At 62.6% G+C, this 13589-nt stretch carries 12 protein-coding genes and 1 pseudogene; 8 read left to right on the top strand and 5 right to left on the bottom strand.

The features are described 5' to 3' along the window. The 5 genes from metG to H8A92_RS36060 form a co-directional block, all read left to right on the top strand. Positions 1 to 1597 (top strand): methionine--tRNA ligase (metG, locus tag H8A92_RS36080; protein WP_229200067.1); only part of this gene is annotated, 1597 nt, incomplete at its 5' end. A gap of 14 nt (positions 1598 to 1611) precedes the next feature. Beyond that, positions 1612 to 2403, top strand: a complete 792-nt coding sequence (locus H8A92_RS36075; protein WP_229200068.1) for a TatD family hydrolase — start codon at positions 1612 to 1614, stop codon at positions 2401 to 2403. Further along, a complete protein-coding gene (locus H8A92_RS36070; RefSeq protein ID WP_229200066.1) occupies positions 2400 to 3206 on the top strand; it encodes an MBL fold metallo-hydrolase in 807 nt (268 codons plus the stop codon). The genes H8A92_RS36075 and H8A92_RS36070 overlap by 4 nt, the downstream gene beginning before the upstream one ends. Before the next feature lie 150 nt (positions 3207 to 3356). Then, positions 3357 to 4115, top strand: a complete 759-nt coding sequence (locus H8A92_RS36065) for a nitroreductase family protein (RefSeq protein WP_229200065.1) — start codon at positions 3357 to 3359, stop codon at positions 4113 to 4115. Beyond that, a complete protein-coding gene (locus tag H8A92_RS36060; RefSeq protein ID WP_229200064.1) occupies positions 4096 to 4563 on the top strand; it encodes a MarR family winged helix-turn-helix transcriptional regulator in 468 nt (155 codons plus the stop codon). The genes H8A92_RS36065 and H8A92_RS36060 overlap by 20 nt, the downstream gene beginning before the upstream one ends. A 161-nt stretch (positions 4564 to 4724) precedes the next feature. On the opposite strand, the gene H8A92_RS36055 is transcribed toward H8A92_RS36060, so the two are convergent. Genes H8A92_RS36055 through H8A92_RS36045 form a run of 3 tightly spaced genes read right to left on the bottom strand, consistent with a single transcriptional unit; the run spans position 4725 to position 9343 of the window. Beyond that, positions 4725 to 6374, bottom strand: a complete 1650-nt coding sequence (locus tag H8A92_RS36055; protein ID WP_229200063.1) for an acyl-CoA synthetase — start codon at positions 6372 to 6374, stop codon at positions 4725 to 4727. Between the two features lie 25 nt (positions 6375 to 6399). Beyond that, the gene (locus H8A92_RS36050) at positions 6400 to 8286 is read right to left on the bottom strand and encodes a TRAP transporter large permease (RefSeq protein ID WP_229200062.1); all 1887 of its coding nucleotides are present in this window, start codon (positions 8284 to 8286) and stop codon (positions 6400 to 6402) included. A gap of 37 nt (positions 8287 to 8323) precedes the next feature. Beyond that, a complete protein-coding gene (locus H8A92_RS36045; protein WP_229200061.1) occupies positions 8324 to 9343 on the bottom strand; it encodes a TRAP transporter substrate-binding protein in 1020 nt (339 codons plus the stop codon). Positions 9344 to 9683: 340 nt separating this feature from the next. Between H8A92_RS36045 and H8A92_RS36040 the strand changes: the two are divergent. The 3 genes and pseudogenes from H8A92_RS36040 (at position 9684) to H8A92_RS36030 (ending at position 11981) form a co-directional block, all read left to right on the top strand. Beyond that, positions 9684 to 10599 (top strand): annotated as a pseudogene (locus tag H8A92_RS36040) (IS1595 family transposase). Between the two features lie 35 nt (positions 10600 to 10634). Beyond that, complete coding sequence (locus tag H8A92_RS36035; protein WP_229200060.1) at positions 10635 to 11441, top strand: hypothetical protein; 807 nt, start codon at positions 10635 to 10637, stop codon at positions 11439 to 11441. 69 nt (positions 11442 to 11510) lie between these two features. Then, positions 11511 to 11981, top strand: a complete 471-nt coding sequence (locus H8A92_RS36030) for a type II toxin-antitoxin system VapC family toxin (protein WP_229200059.1) — start codon at positions 11511 to 11513, stop codon at positions 11979 to 11981. 536 nt (positions 11982 to 12517) lie between these two features. Here the strand turns inward: H8A92_RS36030 and H8A92_RS36025 are convergent. Both H8A92_RS36025 and H8A92_RS36020 read right to left on the bottom strand, forming a co-directional pair. Further along, a complete protein-coding gene (locus H8A92_RS36025; RefSeq protein ID WP_229200058.1) occupies positions 12518 to 13078 on the bottom strand; it encodes a phosphatase PAP2 family protein in 561 nt (186 codons plus the stop codon). Positions 13079 to 13193: 115 nt separating this feature from the next. After that, positions 13194 to 13397, bottom strand: coding sequence for a CsbD family protein (locus tag H8A92_RS36020; protein WP_050630357.1), 204 nt, complete (start codon positions 13395 to 13397; stop codon positions 13194 to 13196). Between the last annotated feature and the right edge of the window lie 192 nt (positions 13398 to 13589).

The following is a 13589-nucleotide window of genomic DNA, read 5'->3' as shown; positions in this document are numbered from 1 at the left end:
GCCCAAGCCCGCGGCAGCGGCTCCTGCATCCGCAGCCGTCCCGGCGCCCGCCGCGGATCGCGGCAATGTCTATTACATCACGACCGCGATCGCATATCCGAACGGTCAGCCGCATATCGGTCACGCCTATGAGGCGATCGCGACCGACGCGTTGGCGCGCTTCCAGCGGCTCGACGGCAAGGATGTGTTCTTCCTGACCGGCACCGACGAGCACGGCCAAAAGATGATCCAGACCGCGCAGGGCGAGGGGATGACGCCGCACGAACTCGCGACCCGCAACGCCGCGCGGTTCAAGGAGATGGACGAGCGGCTCAATGTCTCATTCGACCGTTTCATCCGCACCTCGGAGCCCGCGCACCACAAGTCGGTGCAGGAAATCTGGCGCCGTATGCAGGACAATGGCGACATCTATATCGACGCCTATGCCGGCTGGTACTCGGTGCGCGACGAGGCCTATTACGCCGAGGATGAGACCACGGTCGGCGAGGACAATGTCCGCCGCGGTCCACAGGGCACACCGGTGGAGTGGGTCGAGGAGAAGAGCTATTTCTTCAAGCTCTCGGCCTATCAGGACAAGCTCCTGCAACTCTACGAGAGCCAGCCCGATTTCATCGGCCCGGACTCGCGGCGCAACGAGGTGATGAGCTTCGTGCGGGGCGGGCTGAAGGACCTCTCGATCTCGCGCACCACCTTCGACTGGGGCGTCAAGGTCCCCAATGATCCAGAGCACGTGATGTATGTCTGGGTCGACGCGCTGACCAACTACATCACCGGCGTCGGCTATCCCGACGAGAACGACGCGCGCTGGCGCTACTGGCCGGCCGATGTGCACATCATCGGCAAGGACATCATCCGTTTCCACGCGGTGTACTGGCCGGCCTTCCTGATGTCGGCCGGCATCCCCTTGCAGCGGCGGGTCTATGCCCACGGCTTCCTGTTCAACAGGGGCGAGAAGATGTCGAAGTCGGTCGGCAACGTGGTCGATCCCTTCAATCTCGCCAACCAGTACGGCGTCGACCAGGTCCGCTACTTCTTCCTGCGCGAGGTGCCGTTCGGCCAGGACGGCAACTACAACCACGAGGCCATCGTCGCGCGCATCAATGCCGACCTCGCCAATGATTTCGGCAATCTGGCGCAGCGCTCGCTCTCGATGATCGCCAAGCAGCTCGGCGGCGTGCTGCCGGAGCCCGGCGAATTCAGCGACAACGACAAGGCGATCCTGGCGCAGGCCGACGCCATGCTGGAGACCTCGCGGACCGCGATGGCGACGCAACAGATCCATCAATGGCTCAACACGGTCTGGGCGGCGGTGGCCGAAGCCAACCGTTATTTCGCGGGTGAGGCGCCGTGGGCCTTGGCCAAGACCGATCCGGCGCGCCAGAAGACGGTGCTCTATGTCACCGCCGAAGTCGTGCGGCAGATCGCGATCATGGCGCAGGCCGTGATGCCCGAGTCCTGTGGCAAGATGCTCGACAGCCTCGGCATATCCGCGGATGCCCGCAACTTCACGGCGATCGCCGAGCGGATCAAGCCGGGCACGGTTCTGCCGGCGCCGGTCGGCGTGTTTCCGCGTTACGTGGAACCGAAGACCGAATGAGCGGTTCGAAATTCATGCTGGTCGACAGTCACTGCCATCTGGATTTTCCCGATTTTGCGGACGATCTCGACGCGATCGTCGGACGCGCCGAAGCGGCCGGCGTCAGTCGCATGGTCACGATCTCGACCCGCGTAAAGCGGCTCGGCGGCCTGCTTGCGATCACGGAGCGCTTTCCGGACGTCTATTGTTCGGTCGGCACCCATCCGCATCACGCCGATGAAGAGGATGGTATTGCCGCCAGCGAACTGATCGAGCTGACCAGGCACCCGAAGGTCGTGGCGCTCGGCGAGGCCGGGCTCGACTATTTCTATGAGCACGGCTCGCGCGAAGCGCAGGAACGCGGCTTTCGCGCGCACATCGCGGCTGCCCGCGAAACCGGCTTGCCGCTCGTGATCCATACCAGGGAGGCCGACGAGGATTGCGGCCGCATCCTGGAGGACGAAGTCGCGAAGGGCCCGTTCAAGGCGGTCCTGCATTGCTACACCGGCGGGCGCGAGCTCGCGATGAAGGCGATCGCGCTCGGGCTGTCGATCTCGTTCACGGGCATCCTGACCTTCAAGAAGTCCGAAGCGCTGCGTGCGCTCGCGGCCGAGCTGCCGGCCGACCGCATCATGGTCGAGACCGATGCGCCGTATCTTGCGCCCGGCAAATTCCGCGGCAAGCGCAACGAGCCGGCTTACGTCGTCGAGGTCGCCAAGGTGCTCGCCGAAACGCGCGGCGTCTCGCTCGAGGAGATCTCGCGGCAGACCACTGAAAACTTCTTCCGGCTGTTCTCCAAGGTGCCGGCGCCGAAGGTTGCTGCATGACGCTGACACTGACCATTCTGGGCTGCGGCTCATCTGCCGGCGTGCCGCGCCCGGCGCTCGGCTGGGGCGCCTGCGATCCCACCAATCCCAAGAACCGTCGCCGCCGCTGTTCGATCATGGCCGAGCGGACCATGGAGCACGGCACGACCCGCGTCGTGATCGATACGGCGCCCGACCTGCGCGAGCAGCTGATCGACAGTAACGTCGAGCATATCGACGCGGTGTTCCTGACCCACGAGCACGCCGACCAGACCCATGGCATCGACGATCTCCGCTCGGTCGTGCTGCACCAGCGCCGCCGCATCCCGGTCTACTTCAACCAGTCGACCGCCAAGGACATCATGGCGCGGTTCTCCTATTGCTTCATCTCGCCGGAGGGCAGCGACTACCCGCCGATCCTGACCCGGCATTCGATCGAGGCGGGCGAGAGCCACACGGTCACAGGGAAGGGCGGTCCGCTGAAGCTCGAGGCCTTCCTGGTGCAGCATGGCCGGATTCCGGCGCTCGGCTACCGGATCGGCGACGCCGCCTACACGCCCGATCTGCACGACATTCCCAAGGAGAGTTGGTCGGCGCTTGAGGGCCTCGATCTCTGGATCGTCGACGGCTTGCGCTATGCGCCGCATCCCAGCCATTTCAGCGTCGCCGATGCGCTGTCATGGATCGACCGCTTCAAGCCGAAGCGTGCGGTCATCACCAACATGCACTCCGACCTCGATTACGAGGTGCTGCGGCAGAACCTGCCAGCCGGCGTGATCCCGGCCTATGACGGCATGCGGCTGACGCTCGATCGGGTAGGCTGAAACTCAAATAGTCCTGAACTGGTCGGACTTCGCGTCTACCGGACGCGCGCGGTTCCACGCGCCAAGATGATGGCCAGACATCGCAGTCGGGCATTGACCTTTTGCGCAGTGTCGATATCGTTATGATCATAACGATATCGGGAGGCCTCAATGGCGGAAGCTGTGGCAGCGCATGATTACATCGACCGCACGCGATATGACGCGCTGATGGACGTCGTGAAGAACCGGTTGACGACCCGGGCGTTCGACTCCAGCTACGCGATGCCGTGGGAGCATTACGACATGATCCTGGAGGCGGCGCGCCACGCGCCGTCGGGCGCCAATGCGCAGCCGTGGCACTTCATTGCCGTCACCGATCAGGATCTCAAGAACCGGATTACCGAGTATTTCCGCGAGGAGCAGGTCGCGCGCGCCCGGCTCAAGATGAAGTTTCCGACACCCGATTATCGCGGCCTCGCGTCGGCCCCCGGCTTCATCGTCGTCGCCAGCGACTTCCGCTGGGTCAAGGCGTTTCCCGTGCTCAACGACGGCTCCGAGCTCGACAAGATGTACAAGGAGAATGCCGAGCGCATCCTGTTGCAGAGCGTGGCCGCCGCGACGATGTCGGCGCATCTTGCGGCCGCTGCGCTCGGCTATAACGTCTGGTGGGTGACCGCGATCGGGCAGGAGAAGGCCCAGCAGGCGATGAAGCCGCTGCTCGGTATCCCCGAGGAACTGTCCGTGCTCGACATCATGTGCTTCGGTCCGCCCGCGAAGCCGCCATACAAGCGCTGGAAGAAGAGCCTTTCCGAGATCAGCAACCGGAACAGGTTCGACGCCTCGCACTTCATGACCGAAGCCCAGATCGACGAATGGGTTTCGACCACGCGCCACAAGGTGATGTACCGCGATGCCGAGAACGTCGACTAAGACAGAGTCGCCGGTCAGGCGCCTCACATCGGATTACAGGCTGGAGGACCAGGTCGGCTTCCTGCTGCGCCGGGCGTATCAGCGTGCCTCGTCCAACCTGGTCGACCGGATCGGCTCCTACGACCTGACTGCCCCGCAATATGCCACGCTGGCTCGGCTCTACGAGCGCGGTGCGCTGTCGCAGAACCTGCTCGGCCGGCTGGTTGCGATGGAGCCCGCCAACATCCGCGACGTCGTGCTGCGGCTGAAGAAGCGCCGGCTGGTTGCGACCCGGCGCGACCCGACCGACAAGCGGCTGATCCTGATCGATCTGACCGCGGCCGGCACAGCCCTGGTCGAGCAGTTGATCCCGATCGAGATCGCATGCACCGCGACGACGCTGGTGCCGCTCAAGGCGAACGAGAGGAAGCAGCTCTATGATCTGCTCGGCCGTCTGGCCGATGGCTGAGCCGGCGCCACATGCTCGCTGTCGTCCCTGCGAAAGCAGGGACCCATAACCACAGGGCATCGTGGTTGAAGTAAGCTGTCGCTCCAGCGTTGCAACACAATCGGCATTGGTGGTTATGGGTCCCGGGTCAAGCCCGGGACGTCAGCGGGTATGTGGCGCCGTCAGGCCGAGATCGCCTTGGCCGATCCGACCTGGTTGCGCAGCAGGAATTTCTGGATCTTGCCCGTGGATGTCTTCGGGATCACGCCGAACACCACGGATTTCGGCGTCTTGAAGCCCGACATGTACTCGCGGCAATAGGCGATGATCTCGGCCTCGGTCGCCTTGGCGCCGTCCTTCAACTCGAGGAAGGCGCAGGGCACTTCGCCCCATTTCGGATCCGGCTTGGCGACCACAGCCGCGAACAGCACGGCCGGGTGCTTGTAGAGGATGTCCTCGACCTCGACCGACGAGACGTTCTCGCCGCCGGAGATGATGATGTCCTTGGAGCGGTCCTTGATGATGACGTAGCCGTGCTCGTCGAGCACGCCGAGATCGCCGGTGTGAAACCAGCCACCGGCGAACGCTTCCTGCGTCGCCTTCTCGTTCTTCAGATAGCCCTTCATCACGATGTTGCCGCGGAACATGACTTCGCCGATGGTCTCGCCGTCGCGCGGCACCTCACGCATGGTCTCGGGATCGAGCACGGTGACGCCTTCCTGCAACGGGTAGGCTACGCCCTGGCGCCGTTTCAGCTGCGCGCGCGCATCGGCTGACAGTTCATCCCAGCCGGGCTGCTCGGCGCAGACCGAGGCGGGGCCATAGACCTCGGTCAGCCCGTAGACGTGGGTCAGCCTGATGCCGATGCGCTCGGCGCCCTCCAGCACCGCTACCGGCGGCGCCGCGCCCGCGATCAGGCCTGTGACGGACTTTGCCTTGCCGCCCGTCGGTGCATCGGGCGCATTGATCAGCGTGTTGTAGACGATCGGCGCGCCGCACATGTGGGTGACGCCGTGCTTGGGGATCAGCTCGAAGATCTTGGTCGGATCGACCTTGCGCAGGCAGACATTGACGCCGGCGGTCGCTGCGATCGTCCAGGGGAAGCACCAGCCGTTGCAGTGGAACATCGGCAAGGTCCAGAGATAGACCGGGTGCTGGCCGAGATTGCCGGCGAGGATGTTGCTCACCGCGTTGAGATAGGCGCCGCGGTGATGGGTCACCACGCCCTTCGGGTTGCCCGTGGTGCCGGAGGTGTAGCTCAGCGCGATCGCATCCCATTCGTCGGCCGGCGGCCGCTCGGCGAACGCCGGATCGCCTGCGGCGACCGCCGCTTCATATTCGATCTCGCCGATCCGTTTGCCGGCGCCAAACGCCGCGTCATCGACGTCGATCACGAACGGTTTTGCGCCCTTCATCAGCGTCAGCGCTTCCGCGATCACGCCTGAGAATTCGGGATCGACCAGGATGATCTGCGCACCGCCATGATCGAGCTGGAATGCGATCGACGCCGCGTCGAGGCGGATATTCAGCGCGTTGAGCACCGCGCCGGTCATCGGCACCGCGAAGTGCAGCTCGTTCATCGCCGGGATGTTCGGCAGCATCGCCGCGACCGTGTCGCCGTGGCCGATGCCGCGGCCCGCAAGATAGGACGCGAAGCGCTTGCAGCGCTCGTAGGTCTGTTTCCAGGTGAAGCTGCGGCCCTCATAGACCGCGCTGACGTGGTCGGGATACACGGTCGCCGAGCGCGCCAGGAAGCTCAGCGGCGTCAGCGGCACGTAGTTGGCGGGCGTCTTGTCCAGCCCGATCGAATACTGGTTTTGAGCTGCACTCATGGCTCTATCCCATCCGCAAGGTGCTTTAAAGGAAACCGATCGATATCCAGGGAAAGATGGCAACGATGATCAGGCCGATCAACAGCGCCAGCATGTACCCCCAGATCGGCCGGATACCCTCGGCCGGATCGACGCGCCCGATGGCGCAGGCGGCATAGTAGCCGACCCCGAACGGCGGCGCGAACAGTCCGATGCCCATCGCCAGGATGATGATCATGGCGTAGTGCACCTCGTGGACGCCGACCTGGCGCGCAATCGGAAACAGCAGCGGCCCGAACAGCACGATCGCCGGAATGCCCTCGAGCACGCTGCCGAGGATCACGAAAGCCAGGATCGATACCGCGATGAAGCTCGCCGACCCGCCGGGCAAACCCGCCATCGACGCCGCCAGCGCCCGCGAGAAGCCGGACTGGGTCAGGCCCCAGGCCATGCCGGTGGCGGTGCCGATGATGAACAGGATCGCTCCCGACAGGCACGCCGTGTCGATCAGCATCGGCACGAGCCGCCGCCAATTGAACTTGCGGTAGATCAACAGGCCGATGACGAAGGCGTAGACGATGCCGATGGTCGAGACCTCGGTGGCGGTGGCGATGCCTTCGACCACGGCGTAGCGGATCACGAAGGGCAGGGCCAATGCGGGCAGGGCGAAGACGAACGCCTTGCCGATCTCGCTGCCTGTGGCGCGCTGGACATGGCTGAGGTCCTCGCCGCGGTAGCGCCACCACACCAGCGCCGACAGGGTGATCGCCAGCACCACGCCCGGCAGCAGGCCGCCGGTGAACAGCGCCGAGATCGAGACGCCGGTCACCGAGCCGATGGTGATCAAGACGAGGCTCGGCGGAATGGTTTCGGTCTGCGCGCCGGTGGCGGCGAGCAGGGCGACCAGATCGCCCGGCTTGGCGCCGCGCTCCTTCATTTCCGGGAACAGCACCGGTGCGACCGCGGCCATGTCTGCGGCCTTCGATCCGGAGATGCCGGAGACCAGATACATGGCGCCGACCAGCACGTAATGCAGGCCGCCGCGGACGTGCCCGAGCAGGCTCGCCAGGAACGCGACCATCGCGCGCGCCATGCCGGTCATCTCGATCAGCAGGCCGAGGAAGACGAACAACGGCACCGACAGCAGGATCAGATGGCTCATGCCCTCGTCCATCCGCCCGACCAGCACCATCAGCGGCGTCCGCGTGGTCAGCGCCAGATAGCCGAAGATCGCCATGCCGAAGGCAAAGCCGATCGGCACGCCTGCGAACACGCAGAAGCCGACCACGCCGACGAAGAAGATGATCAGATTGAGGTTGCCGAGCGGCCGCAGCATCGGCTGCGCCAGCCAGAACACGCCGATCAAGGCGGCCACGGTGAGCGCAGCCAGCAGGAAGGTCTTGAAACTGCCGACCCGCGCCAGCCGCAGCAGCGCGAACAGCGCCATCAGGCAGGTGCCGACCGGCAGCGCCGCCGCGCGCCAGGTATTGGAGATCTGCAGCGCCGGCGTGGTGATGAAGCTCTCTTCATAGGCGTATTCATAGGCCGGCCGCACGATCAGGATCAGGAACGCCAGCGCGGCGCAGGTCGCGACGACGTCGAGATAGGCCCAGAGCCGCGGGCCGGCGCTTGCGACCAGCGCGGTCATCCGCATGTGCTCGCCGCGGCGGAGCGCGACCACCGATCCCAGCATGGCAAGCCACAGGAACAGGATCGACGCCAGCTCGTCGGACCAGATTAGCGGCGTGTGCAGCACGTAGCGCGCCACCACGCCCGCGAACAGGATGACGACCTCGGCGACGACCAGGATCGCCGCCGGGATTTCGACCAGCCATCCGAGCGCAGCGTCGACGGAACCGAGAACAGAGCGGCGGCGAGGGGGCAGTGACGCCGCCTCGCCGGCCACGGCCGGCGTCATCTCGACATGAGCCATAGCAAATCTCCCGCTGGCCAGCCTCCCGCTTGACTGTTCAGGACAGTTTGCCGACGGACTTCTCGAGCAGGTCCCAGGCCTTCTCGCCGTACTTGCCCTTCCATTCGGCGTAGAAGCCCGCGGTGCGCAGCTTGTCGCGGAACGGCCCAACCTCGGGCTGGTTGAACACGAGACCCTTGCCCGCGAGCTCCTGCTTGACGGTCGCATTCAGCTTCTCGGTGTCTTCGCGTTCCTTGACGGCCGCCGCGTTGACGTGCTTGGCGACGATGGTCTTGATATCGTCCGGCAAGGCCGCCCAGGCTCTGCGGTTCATCAGGAACCAGAAGCCGTCCCACATGTGGTTGGTGAGCGAGCAATACTTCTGGACTTCATACAGCTTCGCCGTCGAGATCAGCGCCAGCGGGTTTTCCTGGCCTTCGACGATCTTGGTCTGCAGCGCCGAATAGACCTCGCTGAAATTGATCGAGGCGGGCGAGGCGTCGAACGCCTTGAACATCGAGGTCCAGAGCGGCGATACCGGCACGCGGATCTTGAAACCCTTGAGGTCGTCGGGCCCGTTGATCGGCTTGGTCGAGGACGTGGTCTGGCGGAATCCGTTGTCCCAGATCTTGTCCATGACCTCGAGGCCGGCCTTTTTGATCTCACCACGGACATAGGCGCCGAGGTCGCCGTCCATGGCCTTCCAGACCGTGGGATAATCCGGGAACGCGAAGCCGATGCCGTTGATCGAAGCCGCCGGCACCAGGGTCGCCAGGATCAGGCCGGACAGCGTGAAGAACTCGACACCGCCGGAGCGCACCTGGCTCAGCACGTCGGTATCCGAGCCGAGCTGGTTGTTCGGGAACACCTGAAGGTCGAACCGGCCGTTGGTCTCGGTCTTGATCGCCGCGGACATCTCCCGGGCGCGAGCCACCAGCGGATGCGACTCCGGCAGGTTGTTGGCGAACTTGTAAGAGAACTCGGCCGACTGGGCGCGCGCCACATACGGCGCGCCAATCCCGCCCATGACGGCGGAAGCGGCGGAGACCTTCAGCAGCGTGCGTCGTGAAAAGCTCATTGGGTTTGCTCCCTCGAGAGGCTTGTTGTTGTTCTGAGATGCCATCCTATACGGACCTGATGCCGCGGGGTCACCAGCGATCTCGGCGCAGGCCGCGCTTATTGCAGCGTCCGTACGCCGCGGCAATATCGGCTTTCTGACGAGAGGTCTGTGCGTGGATCGCCGTGGAATTCGCACCAGCCGAATGCACGATCGGGCGAGCCTCGGACAGACGCCGAGTTACGGGCCAGTACGAAGATTTCCCACTAAATATCTGATCTAATTGCAGATATAAATAGGCGGTGCTTCACTTGACATACCCACGCCCAATATCTAGAATCTTCGGTATTGGAGCTAAGCCATGGCCAAGTCTGTTCTTTCCGACGCCAGATTTCATAACGAAGAAGCGGCCTTCGCTTACGTCGAAGCGGAGCTTTGGCCGAACGGTCCCGTCTGCCCGCACTGCGAGAACGCCGATAGCAGCAAGATCGGCCGCCTTCAGGGCAAGACCACGCGCGTTGGTCTGCGCAAGTGCTACGCCTGCCGTAAGCCGTTCACGGTCCGCATTGGGACGATCTTTGAGGACAGCCACCTGCCGCTGCGTCTGTGGCTTCAGGCCATCCACCTGCTTTGCAGTTCCAAGAAAGGCAGCAGCACCCGCCAGCTTCAGCGCATCCTCGGCTGCGGCATGAAGACGGCTTGGCACCTTGGCCACCGCATTCGTCACGCAATGGCTCCCGGCGCGCCTGAGCAGCTTGGCGGCCTTGGCAGGATCGTCGAGGCCGACGAAACCGAACTGGCGCGTTCCCGCAAGACGAAACGTCCGGAAGGCTTCCGCCGCAAGATCCACAATCCGGTTGTGATGAGCTTGGTAGAGCGCGGCGGCGATATTCGCTAAGACGCTGGATCATCGCTCTGCCGTCCATTTGGTTCGGGAGCATGTTCATCCGGATAGCACGCTCGTCACGGATCAGGCTCAGCAATACAAGTTTGCGCCGGTCGCGGACCATCAGGCGGTGGATCATTCCAAGTTTGAATGGGTGCGCGGCGTCGCGCACACCAATACCTTGGAGGGCTTCTTTTCTGTGCTGAAGCGCGGCCTTGTCGGCATCTATCATCATGTCGATAAGAAACATCTTGACCGCTATCTGGCTGAATTTGATTTCAGGCAGAACACGCGTGTCGCACTCGGCATTGATGATGTGCAGCGCAGCGCCATGGCCATTCAGGGCATGGCAGGCAAAAGGCTTATGTACCGGGACTCATTCGCAGAGTAGAGTCCCTTCAACCCTATCGCATTGTGGTGCGGTTTATGGCTGACGACGACCGGATCACCTTGATTATTGAGGGCTTGCCCGAGGACAACGGGCAAGTGCGCCTTGGCGCGTTCATGAACCAGCTTCAAAAGCTAAATGCGACTATCACGAAGCTGGATCGCGAAGCCAATGCAGGCAAGCAAGCTACGGTCTACAAGATCGCAGAGCTTTCTTACGCAAGCCCTGTGCGGGTTGTTCTAGAGCCGCAGGCACTTCCTAAGCTTCCGTATGTTGGCCACGCCATCGTTGAGAGCTTGGGCCGCGTAAGTCATGCGCTCGAAAATGGAGATGATCTTTCCGGACTGGATGCCGATTTGCTGGACGATATTCGCGGCCTTGCCAAGCCCGTAGGAAAATCCGTGGCTAACGTCACGCTGCTTTTTAACGATCATCGCCTTGATCTAACGCCCAAGATTGCTTCCAAGGTCGATGCCGCGCTAGCGGTTGACGAGGAGTGCGTTGGCGCGATTGAAGGCATGCTGGAGCAGATAAACCTGCACGATGGCGCGAATGTCTTTTACGTTTACCCTGAAATCGGGCCACGCAAGATCAGCTGTAGCTTCCCGTCCGCTTTGTATGATGACGCCGTTTCTGCGGTCGGACGAAAAGTCGAGGTGTACGGCACGCTGCATTATCGGAGCGGTGCTACGTATCCACACCAGGTACAGGTAACTCAGATCGAGGCGTTCCCGCCCGAATCCGAGTTGCCAGATTGGGATGACGTTCGCGGCATGGCTCCGGATGCCACTGGCGAACTGAGCAGCGAAGCTTTCATTCGGGAGCTTCGCGATGGCTGGTACTGAGCCGGTCTACTACTGGGTTCGTGCCTTTTTCTGGCTTGGATTAAGGACGAGGAACGCCAGACCGGAGATATGGACGGTGTTCGCGAAGTCATCGAACGCGTGAAGCGTCGTGACGCGAAGATTGTCACTTCCGTTCTGACAATAACTGAAGTGCTTGAAAGTAGACTTCCTGCGGGCATGAAAAGCCTCATGGAAGGCCTGATGAAGCGCGTCATTCGCGTTGGCATGGACATCAAAGTCGCGAAGATGGCGCACGATCTTCGCGACTATTACATGCAGCGGACGACAGAGTTCGGAGGCAAAACGCTTTCCGTCCCGGACGCCATCCATTTGGCTACCGGCGTTCTCAGTCGAGTGAACGAATTCCACACCTTTGATGGCGGCAAGACTGGCGGAAAATCCCTAGGACTGTTGCAGCTATCCGGCAACGTTGGTGGTCAAAGGCTCACGGTATGCAAACCACAGGCAAGAAGTCCGCAGCTAGACCTGCGAAAACCGAACATAAGCAAGACGACCCAGAACAGTCTCGGCGCTTCCTAGAGGCCGCCAAGGCCGCTGAAGCGGATGAGACTGAGAAGGGAGCGGAGAAGGCGTTCAAGGCCGTGGTGAAGCCTAGGAAGGCAAAGGGCATGAAATGAGGGTAGTGGCCGTCATAATACTCGCCTACCTGCTCACAGGCGCTTGGTATGTCGGGCGTGATGCTCTGAGGCCGCTCGATAGCCAGCCCAGTTACATCAGACATCAGCGGGGGGTTCAGCCCAAGCTGTTTATCGTTCTCTTTTGGCTCCCCGGAACGCTGTCTGCGGCCCTTCGCGGCGGTGACCTGCCAAGCCTAGCCGTGCCATGGACGATCTTTGTCGGGCTCATCGTGGCCGGGATTTGGCTCCTAATACCTTGACGTGGTTGTATTTTGTGGCTGGGTATGCTAAGTGAAACATCGCCTATAAATATTCCATAATATACCTTATGCGAATTACGGATATGGGCGTGGCCACGATCACCGGCGGCTATCCCGTCGCTTCGTTCTCGCTCGGCCTGATGGATTTTGCGACCCGGACCTAAGCTAACGCATCGCCTCAGACCTGATCCTGCCGCCCGTACCCTGTGACGCATCGGATCAGCCGCTCGAGTACCACCCCGATCGCCGATCCCACGACAACGTCACTCGCCCAATGCGCCAGCAACAGAACGCGGGTTGACATCAGGCAAGCGCCGAGCGCTCGGACGATCCCGCGCTCGCCCTCCGGAAGCTGGCTCGCTGCCGAACTGATGGCGCCGACCTGAATTGCATGTCCCGACGGAAACGAGTCGTCAGCTTTGCCCGAGATTGGAACGCCGTGCAGATGACCAAGGACGGTGAGCCGGTCCGGCCGCTTCTGGTTGAATACCCGTTTGAGCAGGTGCGGAACCAGCGATGCGGCCAACGCCGTGACCAGAAGATGGTCACTCGCCAGGCGTCGCGGCTCTGGCTTGCTCCGACACCATAGCCACCATCCAAGTGCCAGGGCGCAGACGACATGCTCGTCCGCCGCCCATGTCAGGATTGAGGCGGCGCGTTCTGTTGGCGGGGTCGTGTTGCGCGCGATAACGCGCGCAATGGCAATATCCGGCTGGGTCGGTCGCACCGTGATCGGCATGGATGCCCTTGCTTGAGGCGATGACGGCATCTTTCAAACGTTTCGCATTCGCCCCTGTTCCAAGCGGCGCAAAGCAAAGGGCCCCGCTCAAGCGGGGCCCTGGAATGCGTAGCGGTCACCATTTCTGGCGGCCGTACCAGTCATTCACTTCCTTCGTGGCTTGATCCTTGGCATAGCCGTAACGCTGCTGCAAACGGCCTTCGAGCTGGTCCTGCTTGCCGGCGATCACATCGAGGTCGTCATCGGTCAGCTTGCCCCACTGCTCCTTGACCTTACCCTTCATCTGCTTCCAGTTGCCTTCGACACGATTCCAATCCATCGCGGTTCTCCATTGAAAGATGAGATCGTCCAACGGGTGCTCCGACGCTTCGTTCCTCGCGAGCGTTGCGTCAAAGCTGCGCAGTCGCAAGTCCGCGCGTGAACCAGGACAGATAGGAACGAGATTGTAGGGTCCCTGTTGTGGGTAAAGATCAACCCACACGGAGCGACACCGATGCCGGAGAAAGACCTA

The sequence above is a fragment of the Bradyrhizobium acaciae genome, from assembly GCF_020889785.1.
Classification (GTDB): domain Bacteria; phylum Pseudomonadota; class Alphaproteobacteria; order Rhizobiales; family Xanthobacteraceae; genus Bradyrhizobium; species Bradyrhizobium acaciae.
Note: the sequence above shows the minus strand (reverse complement) of the source record. Positions and strands in the feature narration are given on the sequence as shown.